Consider the following 20,754-nt stretch of genomic DNA (forward strand, 5'->3'; position numbering starts at 1 on the left):
CAGGGGCGGCTGACGCAGTACGGCACAACCGGAAGGAGCTGGCAATGGCTTCACGCACTCTATGGAAAGGTGCCATCAGCTTTGGGCTGGTCCACATCCCCGTGGCGCTGCATGCGGCCACGTCCGACAGCGGTATCGATTTTGACTGGCTGGACAAACGCAGCATGGACCCGGTTGGCTACAAACGCATCAACAAAAAGACCGGCAAGGAAATCAGCCGGGAAAACATCGTCAAGGGCATCAAATACCAGGATGACCAGTATGTGGTCCTGTCTGCAGAGGAAATTGCCGGGGCTTATCCCAAGACGACCCAGACGATCGAGATCGAAAGTTTCGTTGCCAATACGGAAATTCCCTTTATCTACCTGGAGCGGCCCTACTACATCGCGCCCATCAACAAAGGGCAAAAAGTCTATGCCCTGCTGCGTGACACCCTGCTTGACACGCAGCGGGTCGGCATCGCGCGGGTGGTGATCCAGACCAAGCAACACCTGGCCGTGCTGGTGCCCTCCGGACCCGGTCTCATCCTGAACCTGATGCGCTGGGGCGAAGAAATCCGCTCCTGGGAAGACCTGGACCTTCCACCCGAGGGCGCGAAGGCGGCCGGGCTGTCGGCGCGCGAACTGTCCATGGCCAAACAGCTCGTCAATGACATGACGGAGACCTGGGATCCGGGAAAATTCAGGGACTCGTTCAGGGACGAAATCATGGCCCTGGTCGAACGCAAGGCCAGGGAAGGCAAGATCGAAACCGTGGAGCAGCCTCAAAAGGCGGAGGATTCCGCCGGACGTTCGGGCGCCACCATCCTCGACCTCACCGAATTGCTCCAGCGCAGCCTGCGCAAGGGCGGCGCAGCGGCCGCGGCAGATGGGGCAGATGGCAAGGAGACCCCCAAGCCCGAAGCCCGCCCCAGGACGGCCACCCGCACAACCGTCCGCACGACCGCCCGCAAGGGTACGGCAAAAGCCGCTTCGCGCGCGCACGGCAAGCGGGCTGCCTGAAAACCTGCCCATGAACACGCCCGCGCCATGGCCGCCGAGGACCTGCTGAAAACCTACCGCGCCAGGCGCGACTTCAAGCAGACGCCCGAGCCCGCCACAGGAGGCGAGCGCTCCGCCAAGGCGCTGAGGTTTGTGGTCCAGAAGCATGCCGCGCGCAGCCTGCACTACGACTTTCGGCTGGAGCTGCAGGGCTCGCTGAAGAGTTGGGCGATTCCCAAAGGGCCGAGCCTGGATCCGGCCGTCAAACGCATGGCCGTGCATGTCGAAGATCACCCGATGGCCTATGCCGGCTTTGAAGGCACCATTCCACCCGGGCAGTACGGTGCCGGCCACGTCATTGTGTGGGACCGCGGGCTCTGGGCGCCGACGGGCGACCCGGCCGCAGGCCTGAAGAACGGCAAGCTCAAATTTGAACTGCACGGTGAAAAGCTCAAGGGAGGCTGGACGCTGGTGCGCATGCACGGCCATGCCGGGGAAAGCCATGAACCCTGGCTGCTGATCAAGGAGCAGGACGACCACGCACGCCCCGAGCAGGTATTTGATGTACTCCAGGCGCTGCCCGACAGCGTGCTTTCCGGCAAGCCCCTGCCTGGCAAGGCAGCCACCGAAACACAGGGCGCCCTTCGCGCTGCGCGCACCAAAAAAACAGCGCCTGAAAGCAAGACCAGGAAGCCCACCAGAACAACGGCGGCCAACGCACGGTCCGGTAAAAACATTCCCAAAGGCATTCCCGAAGGCGCGGTGAAATCCGGGCTGCCCGGCACGCTGGCCCCGGAACTGGCCACGCTGGTCAACCGCGTGCCTGCCGACCCGCAAGACTGGATCTACGAAATCAAGTTTGATGGCTACCGGCTGCTCACCCGCATCGAGGGGGACTCGGTGCGCTGCATGACGCGCAACGGCAACGACTGGACCGCCAGGTTGCCCAGGCTGGCCAAAGCCGTTGCACAACTGGGCATGCGCTCCGCCTGGCTGGACGGCGAAATTGTGGTGATGAATGAGCAGAGCCTGCCCAGCTTTGGCGCGCTGCAAAACGCCTTCGACAGCGCCAGCACGGCAGATATTCTCTATTACGTGTTCGACCTGCCGTTTTACGATGGGTTGGACCTGCGCCAGGTGCCGCTGACACAGCGGCGCGAAATCCTGCGCACGGCCCTGACGCGCAATCCGCAGGACAGCATCCGTTTCAGCGAGGCGTTTGACCAGCCCCCGCAAGACCTGATCAACTCGGCCCAGCGCCTGGGCCTGGAAGGCGTGATCGGCAAGCGCGCAGCCTCGCCCTACGTCTCGCGCCGCTCGCCCGACTGGATCAAGCTCAAAACCCAGCTGCGCCAGGAGTTTGTGATTGGCGGCTACACCGAGCCCAAAGGCTCCCGCACTGGCCTGGGAGCCCTGCTGCTGGGCGTGCACGATGCGCAGGGCAAGCTCCAGTACGCCGGCAATGTGGGCACAGGCTTCAATGTCGAGACGCTGCGCAGCCTCAAGGAGCGGCTGTCAACGCTGCACAGAGAGCGCAGCCCGTTTGCCGCGCTGCCGGCAGGCGTCAAAGGGCAATGGGTGAAGCCGCAACTGCTGGCCGAAGTGGCGTTTGGCGAATGGACCCACGGCGGCCATATCCGCCACCCCGTGTTCCAGGGACTTCGCACCGACAAGCCGGCCAAAAACATCCTCCGTGAGACGCCCACATCACCAGTCACCCCCCGGAAAGGCTCCGACATGCCGCAAGACGCTGCCACACCAGGCCCCACCAGCCGAAAACCCCCTGACAAGGCCCCTGGCAAGGCTCCTGAGTCCGTGCGCATCACGCATCCCGACCGCGTGATCGACAAAACCACCGGCTTCACCAAGCAAGCCATGGTGGAGCACTACGCCGCTGTCGCCCCGCTCATGCTGCCGCACCTCAAGGGGCGCCCGGTTGCCCTGGTTCGCGCGCCGGCAGGCGTCGGGGGTGAGCTGTTTTTCCAGAAACACGCGGAAGCCACAGCCATTCCCGGTATCAAGCTGCTCGACCCGGCGCTGGACCCGGGACATGAACCGCTGCTCGAGATCCCTTCTGTAGCGGCCCTGCTGGAAGCCGCGCAAGTCAATGCCGTGGAATTCCACACCTGGAACGCGACCAGCCGCGCCATTCGCAAGCCTGACCGCATGACCTTCGACCTGGACCCCGGCGAAAAGGTTGGCTGGCCGGAGATGCAGGAGGCCGCGCAGCTGGTGCACTCTCTTCTGGATGAGCTGGGACTGGCCAGTTTTCTGAAAACCAGCGGAGGCAAAGGCCTGCACGTCGTGGTGCCGCTGAGGCGCAACTACGACTTCGACACGGTGAAGGATTTCTCGCACGCCATCGTGAAACACCTGGCAGGTGTTTTGCCGCAACGCTTCGTGGCGAAGAGCGGCCCCAAAAACCGGGTCGGCAAGATATTTGTGGACTACTTGCGCAACGGTTTCGGCGCCACGACCGTCTCGGCCTGGTCGGCGCGCGCGCGGCCGGGGCTGGGGGTTTCGATACCGGTGGCGTGGGATGAACTGGCTTCGCTCACCGGCGGCGCGCACTGGACCACGACGACGACAGGTGGGCGCCTGGCCACCGGCAACCAGCCCTGGAAGGACTATGACGCCTGCGCCAACAGCCTGGCTGCGGCGATGAAAAAACTGGGCTTCAAGCCACCCACCCATTGACGGCAGGGCAAGCACTTCGCCAGCTGTCATCGGCCTCCTACACCAGCAGCATCCTTGCCCCGACAGCCAATCAGAATCATCGCCGCTAAATTGCCATATTGAATTGTCATGGGTTATTTCAGGCGATTTTCGTTGCCTACCGCAGGAGCACCTCATGGAATCCACCGAGCAAACCACCGAAACCGAACAGAACCACCAGACCGAGCAAACCCACCAAACCCAGCAGACCCATCAGCCTGACCCAAGCCACCAAACCACCCAGACCAACGAGAGCGACCGGCAGGACAAGCAGGCCAATCATCCGCAGGCCGGCAACGCCCCTTGGCATCGGTCCCGGGGCCGGGGCCGACAGGCCGGCGAGGCCACCCGACTGTGAATCAATTTACGCATCGAAGCCCCACGCGCGAGGGCTTTCAGTGCGAACCAGGAGAGCCACATGGAACCGCGCGATGAAATGGATCTGACCGCCTACCTCCAGACAGAAGGCCGCCGCCGTGCGGCCGAGTTGGGGAACTGCCGGCCCACGGAAAGCCCCGGCATCGCGGCGCCGACACCCCACGCACCACCATCACTACAACAACAATGCGCCACCCCGGCCAGCGAACAGCCACCGCCCCAAAGCCTCAGCGAAGCGTTGCGGCGCATGGGTGTTGCCTAGGCTGCGGCTGCGCCCGATAACCCGGTAACCCAGCCGGCTTTTGCACGGCTGGCCGTGTAGGCCTTTGCCGCAAGTTGACGCTGCGCACTGGCATGGCGCCGCATGGCGGCCTATGATTTCAGTACCGCAAGACGATTGCGCTGGAGACCTCATGAAATACCTCTTGCCATTGAGCCTGGCCGCAATGCTGCTGGCGGGCTGCCCGGATAATACCAAGTCGCCCAAGCTCCCACCCCAGGTGCCGGAACCCAAGGCTGCCGTTGCCCCCTCCACGACGCCCATCGCCATGGTGTTGGCACCTCGCCCGGCCAGCGCATGAAAGCCTTGATCGCGCTGGCTGTCCTCTGCCTGGTGGGCGCCTGCACATGGATGTCTTCGCCCGCCGGGCACAGGGTCAGCGTCGAGGGTGAGTCCTACGTGCTCAGCCAGTTGACTGCCGGCACCTGGACCGCCATTTCCACCAACCTGGTGACACCCCCTCCAGCCAGCAAACCCTCTACCCGCGCCGCGCTGGTGCAGGCCATCGAGCAAGCCTCGGGTTGCAAGGTGACCGAGAGCGACTATTCACGCGAAGGCCGGCAACTCGATGCGCAGGTCGATTGCGGAAGTCGCCTGAAAAACTAACCGCGGCCGGAGAAAAAAAGGGGCAGCCTTGCATGCTGCCCCCGGTGTGCCGAGCCTCGAGTGCCAGCAACAAAGTCTTGGGCGCCAGCGAACTGAATCCTCTCTAAAGTCATTTTTCTTTTAGTGCGCTGCCTTCAGGCTGGCGCGCATGGCCTTGACCTGGTCATGACTACGCTGGGCACCCTGGTATCAGCAGCACGTAATCCATCATGGCGCGCACAAGGTGCCGCTGCGGTCAGGCAAGCACAGACAGATTTGTAGGAGAAGACCGCGCCGCACTTGCATAGGTCACATAGGGGTCTGCACGGGGTCGGCCCCACCTCTGGACACTGCAATATCGACCTCTCTCCCGTCGAATGAAAACAGCTCAGTAGCCCATAAAGAATTGGGCTAACAGCTATTAAATCAGTAGCAACCAGATTGAAACATGAGGTTGAAGCATGAGGCATGAAACATGCAGGCGGGCATGCGTTCGTCAGCTGTCGAGTTCCGGGTAGCGGCGAAAGATGCAGTCTTCATTGAATGCAATGCGTCGCTCGCTGGCCAGGTAGGCCGCCACGCGGCGATGCTGCGCCACGCTGTCGTGCAGGGCTGCAACACACGGCGCCTTTTTTAGCGCGCGCCGGCTGGCCTTGGGAAAGGCGTATTGCAGGCCCGCCACCAGTTGGAAAAGCGACAGGTCCGCGTAGCTCAACCGCCCACCCACCAGATGGCGACTACCCCGGCGGTTGCGCGCCAGCACGCTTTCAAACCAGGCCAGGAATTTGGGCACGCGCGCCTCGCGAAACTCCTTTGCACGCCGGACGGCCTCCGGCTTCTGGTCCTCGTAGTAGAGGCCGGTGGCAATCGGGTGGTGCGTGTCATGGGCCTCGGCGACGACGTCGGCAATGGTCAGCTGCAGCTGGTGCGTCCACACGCGCTGAACCTCGCTCTTGCCGACCAGCCCGAGGCGGGGGCCGAGGTACAGCAAAATCGCCGCCGTCTGCCCCACGATGACCTTGCCGTGCACCAGGAAAGGCGGAGCAAACGGTGGGTGCAGCACATCGGGGCTGTCCATGACATGCATCATGGCCGCCATGCCCTGCCCGGCTTTTTCGCCCTGGCGATCGCGCGCCACATCAACGTAGTCGGCGCCTGCGGCTTCCAGCGCCAGGCGCACAAATTCGCCGCGTCCCTGAATGCCGGGCCAGTAATGAAGTTCGTATGACATGAAACTCCCCCGGTGGGTGGGTTGGCAGAGTGTGGGCAGTATGTGAAATGACGGGAAACGCCACTTTAGCCCATGCCGGACGGACATAAAGAACTATGTATTTCATAGCAATAAAGGCAAGAGGCGAGAACGCGGTCTCAGGTGTCCACCTCATCGGGCAGAGAAAATAATTCCAGACCAACCAGGTTCAAACCGGGGTTTAACCGGGGTTTAAACCGGGTTTCATCTTGTCCTACATGAAGTTGGCCACGGTCTGACACCTCCGGTTTTTCGAGCCGACGGACACTGAGACACTGAAGCAGCATGAAAGAAGGGCGCCACCAGGTGCAGGCGCCTTTTCGTTTTTTCCGGAGGTCAATGCAATGGCGAAATCAACCCTAGCCAGTTCACTCCACGGCAAAACCCTGAGATGGACCTTCAGCGACGGCCCGGCCAAAGGCCGGACGTTTGAACATACCTTTGAGCCCAATGGCCGCGTCACCTGGCGCAGCGCGGACAACCCGGACGCCAGCGAGCACCACGACAAGGCCAGTGCCGCCGTGAAGGTGTCAGACGACGTGCATGTGGTGTCCTACCTGTCAGCCGACAGCGGCTACACGCTCACGGTGGTGCTCAATCTTCGGGACGGCACCGCGGTGGGCTTTGCGTCCAATGGCAAGGAATGGTTCCGGCAGTCGGGCCGGTTTGAAGTGCTCGATCGTCGCGAAGGCGGTCCAGCAGCCTGAGTCCGGAATGTCAGCCCGCCGCCGCGATCTGGCGCAGGGCCTGTTCAAACACTTCAGGGGGCTGCCCGCCAGAGATCAGGTGGCGGTCATTGATGATGACGGCCGGCACCGAATGGATGCCCTGGCTCAGGTAGAACTGCTCGCGCTCGCGCACCTCATCGGCGTATTCGGATGACGCCAGGATGTTCCGCGCGCGCTCGGCATCCAGGCCCACTTCGCCCGCCACCCGCGCCAGCACCTCGTGCGAACCGGGACTCTGTCCATCGGTGAAGTAAGCCTTGAACAGTGCCTCTTTCAGCGCCTTCTGCCTGCCCTCGCCCTGCAGCTCGGCCCAGTGGAGCAGGCGGTGTGCATCAAAGGTGTTGTAAATGCGGCTGCGGCCACCGCCCGGCTCGTCCGCCATGCTGAATTTGAAGCCCAGCTGCGCGCCCCGTACCCGGATATTTTCGCGGTTCGCTTGGGCCTGCTCGGGCGTGATGCCGTACTTTTGCGTGATGTGCTCGGTGATTTCCTGGCCCTCGGCCGTCATCTGGGGGTTGAGCTCAAATGGCTGGAAATGCAGCTCGGCCGTGATGTCTTTGCCGACCCGCGCCAGCGCCTGGTCCAGCGATTTAAGCCCGATCACGCACCATGGGCAGGAAACATCAGAGACGAAATCGATTTTGAGGGGGATGGTCATGGTGTGTCGTTCTCATTTCATTTTTCACGCAAGGTCGCCAGCTCGCCTGCATGACAAGTCCACGGAAGGATCGCCCGGTGTGGACCGCCTTGTCAAACAGTGGATATGACGGGTCTGCAGGCGCGATTTTTACGTGGAACGGCCGCGCCTTGTCATGGCGCGGGCAATATGCAGGTGCGGCGTACGGTTACTTGAAGGGCCACCGGGAGGCCATCCGCCTATCCATCCACCCGACGTCCTTGTGCCGCCTGTCCGGCTCCGACCGCGGTCAGGCCAAGGCCTTCAGTAGGCCCGCACTGACACCTATCAGCGCCTCCCCCCGATACATCGGGAGTGTTCCGCCACGCATAGTGAAACGACAACTTCCCGGAGAAAAACCATGTCTTTTGCACTCTACATGATCGGTTTCGTGATCTTCCTCTGCGGCGTGATCTGGGGCGCGGTGGTAGCGGGCATACCACACCTGTATATCGGCATCGGTGCACTGATACTTCTCGGCATCGGCATTTTCAGCGCCGTCAGCCGCACACGCAGCAAAGACCCGTCCTGACCACCGGCGCCTGCTGAAGGCCAGCGCAGCGCCGCGGAGGGGCTAGCGCCCCTCAACCATTTCCGACCGGGGCGCTCCGCTGCAGGCTCACAACGGATTCCGGGCCGCGTTTGGCACCTTCGGCTGCCACGGACACGACGCCCCGAAAAGACGGGCTAAACCGTGAAACCGATTCGGACAATTCCTGTTCAAGCCAGATCACGCGCTGCGCATACATCGATGCCAGCGCAAGATGATGGTCCGCCGCTATCTGGTGCTCGATGCGGGCCAGATTGGCCGCCTGCAAATACTCCTGGGCTTTCCGAATATGGGCATCCACGCGTGTATGAAAAAGATCGAATCGCATATAAAACCCCTCCTCAAGCAGAAGTGAAAGAAACAGTTTTTATTGAAACAGAAATAAAGGTTTTGGGAATACCCAGTTTTAGTGATTGGCCGCTGAAACTGTCCCGTCCTTGCGTAGGACGGCATCTCACGGCCTGCCGGCGTGCACAAAAGACGGCGCGGACAAACGAATCTTTGTTACAGCTCACGCGGGCGTCAGCATAGGCGCGGGTGATCGCGGGTGATCGCGGGTGATCGGGTATTCCCACATGTAACCGTAGCCACCAAAAAAACTGCACGCATTCGTCCATGACTGCATTTGTCGACAAACACACGCGCCACCTGCACTTCGGCTTGCATCTCGGCCAGTTTGTAGCGCGTGTTCTGGTAGTTGGCCACGGGCTGACCGCACACCTTGCGCTCCTTCACATAGGCCTGCGTCCAGTCAATGGCGGCCTGCGCCGCCGAAACGGCCGTGGTGGCGATTTGCAGGCGCTCCCACGGCAGCGGCTCCATCAGGCAGATAAATCCCTTGTTCTCATGCGCCTCGCCGCCCAGCAGATGGCCAGCCGGCACCCTCACGTCGTTGAAGAAGAGCTCGGCGGTGTCCTGCGCCTTGAGGCCGAAGCCCCAAGCCCCCGTGGGGAAAATCGCATGGCCGAAGCATTCCTCCACGCAGCCCTCCGCGCGCTGCGGAACTGCAGCGCCGCAATGGATTCAACCCCGGATGACCTCATTCGGCGTTGTAATGAAGTGGCGGCAAAATCCGGCCCAGGCTTTATGCTGACCCGTACCGTCAGGAATGCCCCGGGCAGGCACCAGCCGTCGATCGTCTATGTCTATTGAACCTTGAACCGATTTCCTTCAACCAACCTCACCCTCTCATGCAACGACTCCAGAACAAGGTAAGCATCATCACCGGCGCGGCGCAAGGCATAGGCCTGGCCACCGCCATCAAATTCGCCCGCGAAGGCGCCATCGTCATCGTCTGCGACGTCCGGCAACCCGGTGTTGACGAGGCTGTCAGGGCGTGCCAGGCACTGGGCGCGCAAGCCGTCGGCCATGTGATGGACGTCACGCAGCGCGCCATGGTCGATGCCGTGGTGAAGCAGGTCAAGGACCAGTTCGGCCGCATTGACGTGCTGGTCAACAATGCCGGTATCACGCAGGATGCGCGGCTGCAAAAAATGACACTGGAGCAGTTCGACCGCGTGATTGACGTCAACCTGCGCGGCGTGTTTCATTGCGCCCAGGCTGTGGCGGACACCATGGTGGCGCAGGGCCGGGGCGTGATCCTCAACGCCAGTTCGGTGGTGGGCATTTACGGCAACTTCGGCCAGACCAACTATGCGGCCAGCAAGTTCGGCGTGATCGGTTTCACCAAAACCTGGAGCCGCGAGCTCGGTCCCAAGGGCGTGCGCGTGAATGCCGTGGCGCCTGGCTTCATTGCCACGCCCATCCTGAACACCATTCCCGAGAAGGTCCTGAAAGAGATGGAAGCGCATGTACCGCTCAAGCGGCTGGGGCAGCCCGAGGAAATCGCCAACGTCTACGCCTTTCTGGCAAGCGACGAGGCCAGCTACATCAATGGCGCGGTCATCGAGGTGTCGGGCGGCATGTCGGTTTGAGTTGCCGGTCGCAAAAAAAAAGATTTCAAAGTTCAATTATTTGACAAAGTCAACTAATTGATTGACGATGGCCGCATGGCATTGTCAAAGCCCTCCACACCACTCCCATCTGCCGCGGGCCACGTCGAAGCCGTCCGCGGCTTTAACCGTTTTTACACCCAACGCATCGGCGTGCTCGACCCCTATCTGGGCAGCGAACTTTCGCTCACCGAGGTACGGGTGCTCTACGAACTGGCACACCGCGACCAACCCACGGCCTCCGAACTGGGGCGCGACCTGGCGCTCGACCCCGGTTACCTGAGCCGCATCCTGCGCCGTTTTGAAAGCAAAGGCTGGCTGACGCGCGTGCCGTCCGTGGCAGATGCCCGGCAAAGCCTGCTGGCGCTCACGGCAGCCGGTCACAAGGCGTTTGCGCCCTTGCAAAAAAAATCCAGCGAAGAGGCAGCGGCTTTGCTGGCAACGCTGGCGCCCGATGCGCAGCAAAAACTGGTCAACGCCATGGCCGCCATTGAGCACCTGCTGGCGCCAGCCGCCGAACTCGCCCCCACCCGCACCATTGTGCTGCGCGATCCACAGCCCGGCGACATGGGCTGGGTGGTACAGCAGCACGGCGAAATTTACGCACGTGAATACGACTGGAACTGCGAGTTCGAAGCGCTGGTGGCCGACATCACCGGCAAATACCTTAAAAACTTCCTGCCGGATTCCGAGAAATGCTGGATCGCAGAACTCGACGGCGAGCGGGCCGGCGCGGTGTTTGTGGTGCGCAAATCAGCCACCGTGGCCCAGTTACGCATGTTGATCCTCACCCCGGAGGCGCGCGGTCTGGGCCTGGGCGGACGCCTCACGGATGAATGCATCGCGTTTGCCCGCCGCAAGGGCTACCAGAAAATGCGGCTCTGGACCAATAGCTGCCTGGACGCGGCGCGCGCTATCTACGCCAAACGGGGCTTCCGGCTGGTTAAAAGCGAGCCCTACCACGGCTTCGGGCATGACCTCGTGGGTGAAACCTGGGAGTTGCGGCTGTAAGAACCTGTTTACGATCTAAACGGGGCCGCGCAAGCACCTTCTCGGGATGGGATGCAAGGCGCGCCGCCCATAGCTCGGGCTATGGGCAAGCGCCGCAACGCCGCAGACCGCCCGAGAAGGCGCTTGCCCTTCGGGTTGGGGTGACGCAAACGCGGTCGCGTTTGCATCCCCATGGGGCAGCCGCACGACGCACAGCCGGCCGGCTGTGCAGTCGGGCGATTGAGCCACCCGAGCCCTTGCATGGGCACTAGCCCATGCGGCGGTCCCGGGCGCCCCACTCATCCCGATTGCACCCCAACGCGGCCTCGTTTAGATCGTAAACAGGTTCTAAGGCATGGGAAGTGTGGTCCAGCCCACCCCTCACACCCCCTCGATCATTCGCATCTCCCGCATCGCCACCGACAGCATGGCCAGGTCCACCGTGCCTGCTGCCTGCTGCTCGGCAAGAAAGCGCCGGTAGCGCTCCAGCGGCACCTGGTTGTGCGCCTGCCAGGCGGCGATCAGCGCCTGGGGCGTTTCCAGAGTCGGTGAAAGCCGGATCACGCTGGTTGTCAGCGCACGCTTGAGCGCGGCCAGGTCGTCGAACAGCGCGGCGCGCGCCAGCATCTGCCAGTGGGTGTCGGCCGGCAGCGCGCTCACGCGCTCGCGTATCCAGCCGTGGTTCAGATGCAGGTCGAGCGCAAAATAAAGGCTGGCGACCAGTTCGAGCTGGCGCTCGCAAGCGGCCGCGACTTCCGCGATGTCGAGCACGGCGGCGATGCTGTCCGCACCCGCGACACGCCGCGCGAGTTCGGCCGGCACCCCGGCCTGCACCAACTCGTCGCGCCGCGCGCCCTGTGCCGCCGCATCGTCCGGCGCCAGCAAGGTCGCAAGCTGCGGGCCGACCAGGTCGGCTGCCGCGCGAAAGCGCGCGACCGCCGCCTCGATCGCGCTGCGTTCGACCCGGTGGCGCAGGAACCACAGGCTGGCACGCTCGATCAACTGGCCGGTATCTGTCAGCATCTGCGCCTGCAGCGCATCCGGCACCTGGTTGTCGAGCGCATCGATGCCCTGCCAGATGTCCTCCAGCCCGAACACCGCGCGCGCGATGATGCAGGCGCGCACGATGTCGGCCGGGGCTGCATCGGTTTCCTCCGCGAGCTGGTGCACCAGGGTCGCACCGACGCGGTTGGTCAGCGTGTTGGTCAGGTAGGTCGCGATGATCTCGCGCTTGAGCGGATGGTGCTGCATCGTGTCGCCGTAGCGCTCGCGCAGGGGCTGCGGGAAGTAGTCGGCCAGCACATGGGCGACGAAGGGATCATCCGGCAGGTCGGACGCGAGCAGCGTGTCGTACAGCCACATCTTTCCGTAGGCGAGCAGCACCGCGCGCTCGGGCGAAGTGAGCCCCTGTTTCGCGGTCTTGCGTTCTTCAATTTCCTCGTCGGGCGGCAGGAACTCGATTTTGCGTTTGAGCCGGCCGGCGCGTTCCAGATGGCGGATCAGCCGCGCCTCGGGCTCCAGCAGCACTGCCGCACGCCTATGGGCGACTGACAGCGCCTGGGTCTGATAGTAGTTGTCGCTCAGCACCAGCTCGCCGACCTCGTCGGTCATCTCGGCGAGCAGCTTGTTGCGCTGTTTGCTGGTCATCTCGCCGTCGGTGACCACCAGGCCCAGCAAGATCTTGATGTTGACCTCGTGATCCGAGCAGTCGACGCCGGCCGAGTTGTCGATCGCGTCGGTATAAATGCGCCCGCCGTGCTGCGCGTACTCAATGCGCCCGAGCTGGGTGCAGCCGAGGTTGCCGCCCTCGGCAACCACCTTGCAGCGCAGCTCGGCGCCGTTAACGCGGATCGCGTCGTTCGCCCGGTCGCCAACCTGGGCATGGGTCTCGCGGCCGGCCTTCACATAGGTGCCGATACCGCCGTTGTAGAGCAGGTCGACCGGTGCCTTCAGGATCATGCGGATCAGATCATTCGGCGTGATCTCGTCGCCTTCCAGCTCGAGCGCCGCGCGCACTTCAGGCGTGAGCGGGATCACCTTCGCGCTGCGCGCAAATACGCCGCCGCCGGCCGAGATGAGCGAGGGATCGTAGTCGGCCCAGCTCGAACGCGGCAGCGCGAACAGGCGCTCGCGCTCGTGAAAGCTCGCCTCGGTATCAGGATTGGGGTCGAGGAAGATGTGGCGGTGGTCGAACGCCGCGAGCAGCCGGATATGGTGCGACAGCAGCATACCGTTGCCGAGCACGTCGCCCGACATGTCGCCGATACCGATCGCCGAGAAGTTGGTGGTCTGGGTGTCAACACCCAATTCCCGGAAGTGCCGCTTGACCGACTCCCAGACGCCGCGCGCGGTGATTGCCATCTTCTTGTGGTCGTAGCCCACCGAGCCGCCCGAGGCGAATGCGTCGTCCAGCCAGAATCCGTATTCGGCCGAGATCGCGTTCGCATAGTCGGAGAAGGTCGCCGTGCCCTTGTCGGCCGCAACCACCAGGTAGGGGTCGTCCGGATCGTGGCGCACCACGTCCGCGGGCGGCACCACCTGCGCGCCGACCAGGTTGTCGGTGAGGTCGAGCAGCCCGCGCAGGAAGGTCTGGTAGCAGGCGACGCCTTCCTTCATGTACGCGTCGCGGTCGGTCACGGACGGCGGATTTTTCACGACAAAGCCGCCCTTGGAGCCGACCGGCACAATCACCGCGTTCTTCACCATCTGCGCCTTGACCAGCCCCAGCACCTCGGTGCGGAAGTCCTCGCGCCGGTCGGACCAGCGCAGCCCTCCGCGTGCGACGCGGCCGCCGCGCAGGTGCACGCCCTCGACCCGTGGCGCATAGACCCAGATCTCGAACATCGGCTTGGGCTCGGGCAGGCCGGGCACGCGCGCCGGGTCGAACTTGAACGACAGATAGGGTTTGAGCCCGCCGTCGGCCGCGCGCTGGAAATAGTTGCTGCGCGTGGTCGCCTCGATCACGCCGAGGAACTGGCGCAGGATGCGGTCCTCGTCGAGGTTGGGCACCTGATCGAGCGCATTCGCGATGTTGTTTTGCAGCGCCTGCGTCCGTGCGTCGCGCTCCTCGCCTTGCGCCGGGTCGAAGCGCGCGAGGAACAGCTCGACCAGTTTGCGCGCAATCGCCGGGTTGCCGGTCAGCGCGCGCTCGACATAGGCGTCGCTGAAGGTCGAGCCGACCTGGCGCAGGTAGCGTGCATAGGCGCGCAGGATCGCGACTTCGCGCCAGGCCAGTTGCGCGCGCAACACCAGCCGGTTGAAGTCGTCGTTCTCGATTTCGCCGCCCCAGGCGCGCGCGAACGCGTCCTCGAACAGCGCCTTGATGCGGTCGATCTCGATCTCGGCGCCGTCGGCGAGCTCCATGCCAAAGTCGTGCACCCACACGGCTTGCGCATCCCGCGGCTCGATGCAATAGGGGCGCTCCTCGTTCACCCGGACACCCAAGTGCTCGAGCATGGGCAGGCTCTGCGACAACGCGACCGGCTGTCCGGCGCGGTAGACCTTGAAGCGCAGCGAACCCGGTGCCGCCTCGATCGGTCGGTACAGGTTCATCGCGAGCGCGGCCGGCTCGCCCTCTGGCTGGCCGCCCTGCACACTTTCCATCAGCTCGATGTCGCGCACCGCGGTGCGCGCCGCATAGTCCTCGCGAAAGCCGGCCGGGAACGAGCCGCCCCAGCGGCGCAGCAACCGGTTGCCGCGCTCCTCTCCGCAGCCTTCCAGCAGCGCGTGGGCCAGCTCGTCCTGCCAGCGGTGGGTGGTTTCGACGATACGTGCTTCCAGCTCCCGCACATCGACTTCCGGAACATTGCCCGGCTGGGTCCGCACCATGATGTAGATGCGCGCCAGCATCGATTCCGACAGCTGCGGTGTGAACTCGGCGCTCACGCCGCGGAAGGCGTCCAGCAGCAGGCTCTGGATCCGCAGGCGCAGATCGGTATTGAACTTCTCGCGCGGGACGAACACCATGCAGGACACAAAGCGGTCGAAGCGGTCGCGGCGCACGAACAGCCGGGTGCGCTGGCGCTCCTGCAAGCGCAGGATGCCGAGCGCGATTTCATACAGTTCGCTGTCGTCGATCTGGAACAGTTCGTCGCGCGGGTACTGCTCAAGTATCGTGAGCAGCGTTTTGGCGAGATGGCCCTTGGGCAGAAAGCCGGCGCGGCTCATGACGTGGGCGACCTTGCGCCGCACCAACGGGATCTCGTCGGTCGCGACCCGGTAGACGATGGAGGTGTAGAGGCCGAGGAAGCGGCGTTCGCCAAACAACTTGCCGTCGGCGTCGAACAGCTTGACGCCGACATAGTCAAGGTAGCCTGGCCGGTGCACGGTCGAGCGCGAATTGGCCTTGGTGACGAAAATCGGCGACGGCGAGTCGACGATGCGCTGCACGCCGGCCGGCAGCCGGGTCAGGTCGGGCGTGGCCGGGTCGCGCAAGGCCTCGCGCAGGATGCCCTGGCCGGAACCCGCGACACCCTGCAGGTAGTAGACGCCGTCCCGCACAAGCGACTGGTAGTCGCGACAGCCGAGGTAGGTGAAATGATCGTCAGCCATCCATTCGAGGAAAGCCCTGGCTTCTGCAGTTTCCGCGACCTCCGCGGCTTCAATCTGCGCCGGGCCGGCTGCCTGCTCGCGCGCGACCAGGTCCGCGATCGTGCGCCGGGTCGTCTCCAGCATCCGGGGCCAGTCCTCCACCGCCGCCCGCACGTCGCCCAGAACCTTGATCAGGCCGGCCGTCAGCTCCTCCAGTCGCGCTGCCTCGGTACGGCGATCCACCTCCAGGTGGATATAGGATTCCAGCGCCGACCCGTCGGATTCGGCATCGCCCTGCTCGCTGGCCGCCTGCACATTCACGATCTGGCCACCGGCCTCGCGCCAGACGCGGAACACAGGATGCACCGCCGCATGCAGCGTGAGCCCGAGCCGGTTGACTTCCATCGTCACCGAATCGACCAGGAACGGCATGTCGTCGTTGACGATCTCGATCACCGTGTGATCGGAGTACCAGCCGTGCTGCTCCAGCCCCGGGTTGTACACGCGCACGCGCGCGCTGCCCGGTGAGAACTTGCGCGCCAACTGCCAGTGCGCCATCGCGGCGCCGTACAGGTCGGCAATGCTGCGGCTGAGTACGTCTTCCTCATCGGCCTGACCGTAGTAGTGGTTCAGGAACGGCTCGAATACCGCAAACGCCGCATCCGGCAGGCGCTCGCGCGCGCACGCCATGACGTCGTCGAACAGGCGCCGCACTTTATCTTCTGTTCTGGTTAGCATGATGTGCCCTCCAGTCTCAGGGCTGACCGACCACCAGATCAGCGTATTTCATCTTGCGCCAGTTACAGGCTCTCAGACTAGTTGATCGGACGAACGGTCAGCGGCGTTGGCCAATGCCATTTTCTCACCAGCTTGTGTTTTTGCATAACGTTGGGATGCAGCACCGGGCTGCCGTGAAGCGTTCACCACTGACGCTGAATTTGCAACACCTGCTTGCAATTCCACGAGGGCTGAAACCGCAAATGACTTTTAACCCTTCAGCCCATGGCGGGCCGCGAGCATCGCTTCTCGCCCATCCACCCCCACCCGGCCTTCACTCGAGCTTGACGCCCGCGTCCTTGACCAGCTTGACCCAGAATTTGGCGTCGTCGTTCAGGAAGGCTGCGAACTGCTCAGGCGACTGGGAAAGCGACACGTCGGTACCCTCGCGCGCCAGCGCGGCCTTGACCGAAGGCTGTTGCATTGCCCTGGTGGTGGCTTCAAATATTTTCCTGACGATGGCCGGAGGCGTGGCCGCCGGCACAAAAAGGCCATACCAGAACTCAATGCTGTATTCAGGCAGGCCCGCCTCGACCATGCCCGCAATGCCGGGAACCAGCGCCGTGCGTTCGCGGGTGCTCACCGCCAGCCCGCGCAGACGGCCGGCCTGCACCATGGGCAGCACCGACGGCGGCGTGCCAAACGTCAGTTGCGTGTCGCCCGCGATCACCGATTGAATCGCCGGGCCGCCGCCACGAAACGGAATGTGCGTCATCTGCACGCCGGTGACCTGAAGGAACAGCGCGGCGCCCAGGTGCGGCGCCGAGCCGTTGCCGGAGGTAGCGTAGTTGAGTGTGCCGGGCGCCGCTTTGGCCCGGGCAATCAGGTCTTGCACCGAGTTGATGCCGAGGGCCGGATTCGCTGCAATCACCAGCGGCGAGCTGCTCACCTTGGTGATGGGGGTGAGGTCGCGGGCGCTGTAACCCAGCTTGGGATTGAGTGCCGGATTGACCGACATGCTGCTCGGGCTGGCGATCAACAAGGTGTAGCCGTCCGGCGCGGACTTGGCCGCTGCCTCTGCGGCGATGCTCGATCCGGCGCCCGCGCGGTTTTCAACCACGATGGGCTGGCCCATGGCCTTGCCCAGCGCATCACCCATGGCCCGCGCTACGTAATCCGCCGCACCGCCGGGCGCGAAGCCGACCAGCAGGCGAATCGGCTTGACGGGATAGGCGGGCGCCTGGGCCCAGGCGCCAGCGCTGAGACTCAGCGCGAGGCCGCCGAGGACCAACGCCGAGAAGATATTTGTTTTTTTCATGTTGAATGTCTCCTTTATTTGTGTACGCGTCTAATGCGTTCGCGGTTCAGGGCATGGCCAGCACGATCTTGCCCAGATGCTGGTTGGACTCCATGTGGGCTTTGGCTGCGGCGAGCTCTCCAAACGGAAAAACGCGATCCAGCAGCGGCTTGATGCGGCCCGCCGCAATGGCAGGCACCACATCGGCCACAAAGCCCGGCACGGCCAACGCGCGCTGCTCGGGTGTGCGCAGCTTGTTGGACACACCGAAGAGCGTCAGCCGGCGGGCATGCAGGGCTTCAATATCGATCTCGGCCTTGAGCACCCCATCGACATAGCCGACCGTGGCCAGCCGGCCCTGGAAGGCCGTGCAGCGAACGTTTTCCGCAAACACCGAGCCGCCCACCGTATTGACGACCAGGTTCACGCCTTTGCCGCCGGTGGCCTGCATCACGGCATCGTAAAAATCGGCAGAACGTGTGCACAGGCCCACATCCAGGCCCAGCGGCTTGAGGCGCGCCAGCTTGTCGGCCGAGCCGGACGTGCCAATCACTTTCGCGCCCAGGGCCTTGGCGGTTTGCAGGGCGGCGACGCCGACACCCGACGACACGCCGTTGATCAGCAGCCATTCATCGGCGGCAAGACGCCCCTGCAGCACCAGCATGTCGTAGACCACCAGGAAGGTCAGCGGAATGCTGGCGGCTTCCTCCCAGGACAGGCTGGCCGGCATGATCATGGCCTCGCGTACATCCATCAGGGCATATTCGGAAAACGTCCCGGGGCAGCGGCCCATCACCCTGTCGCCCACTTTCAGGCTGTTCACGCCGGCACCAAGCCCGACCACCTCGCCCGCCCCCTCCATGCCCACCGCCTTGGCGCTGCCGGGCTTGCCATGCAGGCCATGGCCGACGATGAACTCGCCGCGGTTCAGGCTGGCGGCGTGAAGCCGCACCAGCACCTGGCCGGCTCCCGGCTCGGGTTGGGGTACGTCACGCAGTTCCAGCGTGGCGTGATCCGCGGTCATTTGCATCCAGTAAGACTGCATTCGTTCGCTCTCTTTCGATGTCGGTATCGGTGTCGATGTCGGTGGGGGTGTGGCCGGGCGGCCGGCCCAGACGTCGGTTATTTCCCGGTGAAGGCCGGTTTACGTTTTTCCATGAAGGCCTTGCGGCCCTCGACATAGTCGGCGCTGTCAAAACAGCCGCGAATCAGGCGCTGGCACAGGTCCAGGTCCAGCTGGGGTGAAGGTTTGAGGATTTCCGCCGTGATGGCCTTGCCCGCGCGTACCGTCAAGGGGGCATTGGCGGCCAGGGCCGAGGTGTATTCCGCCAGCAGCGCCGGCAGCTGCTCGGGCTCGCACACGCGCGAAATCAGGCCCAGCGATTTGGCCTCGTCGGCGTCAATCTTGCGGGCAGTGAAAAACAGGTCTTTTGCAGCGCCGGGACCGATCAGGTCCACCAGGTTTTTCATCGCCGAGTAGCGGTAGCCAAGACCGAGGCGGGCCGCGGGAATGGAAAACACCGAGTCGGTGGAGGCAATGCGGATGTCGCAGCTGATCGCCACATTCACGCCGCCGCCGATACAAAAGCCGCGTATGCACGACAGCGTGGGCTTGCTGAAGCGGTGGATGCCCATCAGCGCGTTCTCCGCCATCTGTTCGTAGCGGGTCACGGCTTCCCGGGCGGCACGCATGTCTTCAAATTGCGAGATGTCGGCGCCCGATACAAACGCTTTCTCGCCGGCGCCCGAGAACACTACCAGACGCACCCGGTCGTCGGTTTCGGCCTGCGCCAGCAAAGGCGGAACGGCCTCCCACATGTCGACCGACAGTGCGTTATGGCTGGCCGGATTGTTGAAGCGGATATGCAGCGTGGAAGCGTCCAGCCAGGTCTGCACGCGTTCGGTAGAGGAGTCATAGCTCACGGTTGTCATCAATACACTCCAGTTGATTTCATGCGCGCTAGGTCGCCGGCGCTTAAACCCATTTCGGTCAGGATTTCCTCGGTATGCTCGCCACGGCGCGGCGCGGCGCGGGCAATGGTGCTGGGCGTGCGTTCCAGTTGCATGGGTTGGCCCACCAGGCGCTGCGCCCCCAAGTGCACGGACACCACATCCTTGACCATGTTGAGGTGCTTGATCTGCGGCTCCTCAAAGGCTTCCTGCACATTGTTGATCAGGCCGCAGGCCACGCCGCCGTTGTTCAGGCGTTCGATCCAGTAGGCGCGGTCCTGCGCGGCCAGCAGCCGATTGATTTCGGCGTTGAGCGCGTCGCGGTTCACCGAGCGCCCCGCCTTGTCCTTGTAGCGCTCGTCGCTGACCCACTGGGGCGCGCCCAGGATCTCGCAAAAGCGCTCCCAGATCTTGGAGCCGAACACGGCAATGTTCATATAGCCGTCGCGCGCCTTGTAGACCCCGGTCGGAATGCTGGTGGGGTGAAAGTTGCCGGCCTGCGTGGCGACTTCACCGTCGATCAGCCAGCGCGAGGTCTGGAAGTCCATCATGTAGACCATGGACTCCAGCAAGGAGGTGTGCAACCACTGGCCCTTGCCCGAGGTTTCGCGTTCCAGCAACGCCACCAGGATGCCCTGCGCCGCAAATATGCCGGCGCACAGGTCTGCGATGGGAATGCCCACGCGCATCGGCCCTTGCTCGGCCAGGCCGGTCACCGACATCAGGCCGCCCATGCCCTGGGCAATCTGGTCAAAACCGGGGCGCGTAGCCAGCGGGCCCGACTGGCCAAAGCCCGAGATGCTGGCATACACCAGACCCGGGTTGTCCGGCTTCAGGGTTTCGTAGTCGATGCCCAGGCGGAATTTCACGTCGGGACGGAAGTTCTCCACCACCACGTCGGCCCCGCCAATCAGGCGCTTGAGCACGCAGATGCCCTCCTCCTCTTTCAGGTTCAGGGTAATGGAACGCTTGTTGCGGTGGGTGTACTGGTAGTCGGAGCCTTCCTGCCCGCCCAGCGTGTCATCGCCGCGCATGTGCTCGGGCATCTGGACCTGGATGACGTCGGCGCCCCAGTCGGCCAGCTGGCGGCAGGCCGTCGGGCCGGCCCGGACCTGGGTGAGATCCACCACGCGAAAGCGCTGGAGTGCGGAAGAGGCTGGCAAATGAGGCATGAGGG

General features: G+C 63.7%; 18 protein-coding genes and 1 pseudogene. 10 read left to right on the forward strand and 9 right to left on the reverse strand.

Features of this window, described 5'->3' with window-relative positions:
* The first annotated feature begins 44 nt into the window (after positions 1-44).
* From ku to AC1DS5_RS06210, 6 genes are all read left to right on the forward strand, one after another.
* Positions 45-1,001: a non-homologous end joining protein Ku gene (gene ku, locus AC1DS5_RS06185; protein ID WP_477717377.1), complete on the forward strand. Its 957-nt coding sequence runs from the start codon at positions 45-47 to the stop codon at positions 999-1,001.
* A gap of 27 nt (positions 1,002-1,028) precedes the next feature.
* The gene (ligD, locus tag AC1DS5_RS06190; protein WP_477717378.1) at positions 1,029-3,677 is read left to right on the forward strand and encodes a DNA ligase D; all 2,649 of its coding nucleotides are present in this window, start codon (positions 1,029-1,031) and stop codon (positions 3,675-3,677) included.
* A gap of 154 nt (positions 3,678-3,831) precedes the next feature.
* Complete coding sequence (locus AC1DS5_RS06195; RefSeq protein ID WP_477717379.1) at positions 3,832-4,053, forward strand: hypothetical protein; 222 nt, start codon at positions 3,832-3,834, stop codon at positions 4,051-4,053.
* 60 nt (positions 4,054-4,113) lie between these two features.
* A complete protein-coding gene (locus AC1DS5_RS06200; RefSeq protein WP_477717380.1) occupies positions 4,114-4,335 on the forward strand; it encodes a hypothetical protein in 222 nt (73 codons plus the stop codon).
* 151 nt (positions 4,336-4,486) lie between these two features.
* Positions 4,487-4,654 carry a hypothetical protein gene (locus AC1DS5_RS06205; protein WP_477717381.1) on the forward strand — a complete coding sequence of 56 codons (168 nt, stop codon included), beginning with the start codon at positions 4,487-4,489 and terminating at the stop codon, positions 4,652-4,654.
* The gene (locus AC1DS5_RS06210) at positions 4,651-4,959 is read left to right on the forward strand and encodes a hypothetical protein (protein WP_477717382.1); all 309 of its coding nucleotides are present in this window, start codon (positions 4,651-4,653) and stop codon (positions 4,957-4,959) included. Before AC1DS5_RS06205 ends, AC1DS5_RS06210 begins: the two co-directional genes overlap by 4 nt.
* Before the next feature lie 475 nt (positions 4,960-5,434).
* Here AC1DS5_RS06210 and AC1DS5_RS06215 read toward each other — a convergent pair whose 3' ends face one another.
* Positions 5,435-6,169, reverse strand: coding sequence for a glutathione S-transferase (locus AC1DS5_RS06215; protein WP_477717383.1), 735 nt, complete (start codon positions 6,167-6,169; stop codon positions 5,435-5,437).
* Between the two features lie 362 nt (positions 6,170-6,531).
* Between AC1DS5_RS06215 and AC1DS5_RS06220 the strand changes: the two genes are divergently transcribed.
* Positions 6,532-6,894, forward strand: coding sequence for a MoaF N-terminal domain-containing protein (locus AC1DS5_RS06220; protein ID WP_477717384.1), 363 nt, complete (start codon positions 6,532-6,534; stop codon positions 6,892-6,894).
* A gap of 10 nt (positions 6,895-6,904) precedes the next feature.
* On the opposite strand, the gene AC1DS5_RS06225 is transcribed toward AC1DS5_RS06220, so the two are convergent.
* Entirely contained in the window at positions 6,905-7,573 is a 669-nt protein-coding gene (locus AC1DS5_RS06225; RefSeq protein WP_477717385.1) for a DsbA family oxidoreductase, read from the reverse strand.
* 379 nt (positions 7,574-7,952) lie between these two features.
* Here AC1DS5_RS06225 and AC1DS5_RS06230 point away from each other — a divergent pair, with 379 nt between their 5' ends.
* Positions 7,953-8,123, forward strand: a complete 171-nt coding sequence (locus AC1DS5_RS06230) for a hypothetical protein (RefSeq protein ID WP_477717386.1) — start codon at positions 7,953-7,955, stop codon at positions 8,121-8,123.
* A gap of 52 nt (positions 8,124-8,175) precedes the next feature.
* On the opposite strand, the gene AC1DS5_RS06235 is transcribed toward AC1DS5_RS06230, so the two are convergent.
* Both AC1DS5_RS06235 and AC1DS5_RS06240 read right to left on the reverse strand, forming a co-directional pair.
* Entirely contained in the window at positions 8,176-8,469 is a 294-nt protein-coding gene (locus AC1DS5_RS06235; protein WP_477717387.1) for a hypothetical protein, read from the reverse strand.
* 225 nt (positions 8,470-8,694) lie between these two features.
* A pseudogene (locus AC1DS5_RS06240) lies at positions 8,695-9,071 on the reverse strand (acyl-CoA dehydrogenase family protein); the annotation flags it as partial.
* 260 nt (positions 9,072-9,331) lie between these two features.
* Between AC1DS5_RS06240 and fabG the strand changes: the two are divergent.
* Both fabG and AC1DS5_RS06250 read left to right on the forward strand, forming a co-directional pair.
* The gene (gene fabG, locus AC1DS5_RS06245) at positions 9,332-10,075 is read left to right on the forward strand and encodes a 3-oxoacyl-ACP reductase FabG (RefSeq protein ID WP_477717388.1); all 744 of its coding nucleotides are present in this window, start codon (positions 9,332-9,334) and stop codon (positions 10,073-10,075) included.
* A gap of 75 nt (positions 10,076-10,150) precedes the next feature.
* Positions 10,151-11,104: a bifunctional helix-turn-helix transcriptional regulator/GNAT family N-acetyltransferase gene (locus AC1DS5_RS06250; RefSeq protein ID WP_477717389.1), complete on the forward strand. Its 954-nt coding sequence runs from the start codon at positions 10,151-10,153 to the stop codon at positions 11,102-11,104.
* A gap of 360 nt (positions 11,105-11,464) precedes the next feature.
* On the opposite strand, the gene AC1DS5_RS06255 is transcribed toward AC1DS5_RS06250, so the two are convergent.
* The 5 genes from AC1DS5_RS06255 to AC1DS5_RS06275 form a co-directional block, all read right to left on the reverse strand.
* A complete protein-coding gene (locus tag AC1DS5_RS06255) occupies positions 11,465-16,351 on the reverse strand; it encodes an NAD-glutamate dehydrogenase (RefSeq protein ID WP_477717390.1) in 4,887 nt (1,628 codons plus the stop codon).
* A 313-nt stretch (positions 16,352-16,664) separates the two neighbouring features.
* Positions 16,665-17,648, reverse strand: a complete 984-nt coding sequence (locus AC1DS5_RS06260; RefSeq protein WP_477717391.1) for a tripartite tricarboxylate transporter substrate binding protein — start codon at positions 17,646-17,648, stop codon at positions 16,665-16,667.
* A 46-nt stretch (positions 17,649-17,694) separates the two neighbouring features.
* A complete protein-coding gene (locus AC1DS5_RS06265; protein ID WP_477717392.1) occupies positions 17,695-18,651 on the reverse strand; it encodes a zinc-binding dehydrogenase in 957 nt (318 codons plus the stop codon).
* 98 nt (positions 18,652-18,749) lie between these two features.
* On the reverse strand, positions 18,750-19,559 hold the full coding sequence (locus tag AC1DS5_RS06270; RefSeq protein WP_477717393.1) for an enoyl-CoA hydratase: 810 nt from the start codon (positions 19,557-19,559) through the stop codon (positions 18,750-18,752).
* Positions 19,559-20,749 (reverse strand): CaiB/BaiF CoA transferase family protein, encoded by a 1,191-nt coding sequence (locus AC1DS5_RS06275; RefSeq protein WP_477717394.1) that lies wholly within the window; start codon positions 20,747-20,749, stop codon positions 19,559-19,561. Before AC1DS5_RS06275 ends, AC1DS5_RS06270 begins: the two co-directional genes overlap by 1 nt.
* Positions 20,750-20,754: the final 5 nt, after the last annotated feature.

Source organism: Polaromonas sp. P4_H1 (assembly GCF_056400945.1).

Excerpts from the sequence above, each read along its gene's own strand:
- AC1DS5_RS06250 (WP_477717389.1), top strand. The coding sequence starts at position 10,151 with ATGGCATTGTCAAAGCCCTCCACACCACTCCCATCTGCCGCGGGCCAC.
- ligD (WP_477717378.1), top strand. The coding sequence starts at position 1,029 with ATGGCCGCCGAGGACCTGCTGAAAACCTACCGCGCCAGGCGCGACTTC.
- AC1DS5_RS06255 (WP_477717390.1), bottom strand. The coding sequence starts at position 16,351 with ATGCTAACCAGAACAGAAGATAAAGTGCGGCGCCTGTTCGACGACGTC.
- AC1DS5_RS06265 (WP_477717392.1), bottom strand. The coding sequence starts at position 18,651 with ATGACCGCGGATCACGCCACGCTGGAACTGCGTGACGTACCCCAACCC.
- AC1DS5_RS06230 (WP_477717386.1), top strand. The coding sequence starts at position 7,953 with ATGTCTTTTGCACTCTACATGATCGGTTTCGTGATCTTCCTCTGCGGC.
- AC1DS5_RS06195 (WP_477717379.1), top strand. The coding sequence starts at position 3,832 with ATGGAATCCACCGAGCAAACCACCGAAACCGAACAGAACCACCAGACC.
- AC1DS5_RS06260 (WP_477717391.1), bottom strand. The coding sequence starts at position 17,648 with ATGAAAAAAACAAATATCTTCTCGGCGTTGGTCCTCGGCGGCCTCGCG.
- AC1DS5_RS06275 (WP_477717394.1), bottom strand. The coding sequence starts at position 20,749 with ATGCCTCATTTGCCAGCCTCTTCCGCACTCCAGCGCTTTCGCGTGGTG.
- AC1DS5_RS06220 (WP_477717384.1), top strand. The coding sequence starts at position 6,532 with ATGGCGAAATCAACCCTAGCCAGTTCACTCCACGGCAAAACCCTGAGA.
- ku (WP_477717377.1), top strand. The coding sequence starts at position 45 with ATGGCTTCACGCACTCTATGGAAAGGTGCCATCAGCTTTGGGCTGGTC.
- AC1DS5_RS06200 (WP_477717380.1), top strand. The coding sequence starts at position 4,114 with ATGGAACCGCGCGATGAAATGGATCTGACCGCCTACCTCCAGACAGAA.
- AC1DS5_RS06215 (WP_477717383.1), bottom strand. The coding sequence starts at position 6,169 with ATGTCATACGAACTTCATTACTGGCCCGGCATTCAGGGACGCGGCGAA.
- AC1DS5_RS06210 (WP_477717382.1), top strand. The coding sequence starts at position 4,651 with ATGAAAGCCTTGATCGCGCTGGCTGTCCTCTGCCTGGTGGGCGCCTGC.
- fabG (WP_477717388.1), top strand. The coding sequence starts at position 9,332 with ATGCAACGACTCCAGAACAAGGTAAGCATCATCACCGGCGCGGCGCAA.
- AC1DS5_RS06225 (WP_477717385.1), bottom strand. The coding sequence starts at position 7,573 with ATGACCATCCCCCTCAAAATCGATTTCGTCTCTGATGTTTCCTGCCCA.
- AC1DS5_RS06270 (WP_477717393.1), bottom strand. The coding sequence starts at position 19,559 with ATGACAACCGTGAGCTATGACTCCTCTACCGAACGCGTGCAGACCTGG.
- AC1DS5_RS06205 (WP_477717381.1), top strand. The coding sequence starts at position 4,487 with ATGAAATACCTCTTGCCATTGAGCCTGGCCGCAATGCTGCTGGCGGGC.
- AC1DS5_RS06235 (WP_477717387.1), bottom strand. The coding sequence starts at position 8,469 with ATGCGATTCGATCTTTTTCATACACGCGTGGATGCCCATATTCGGAAA.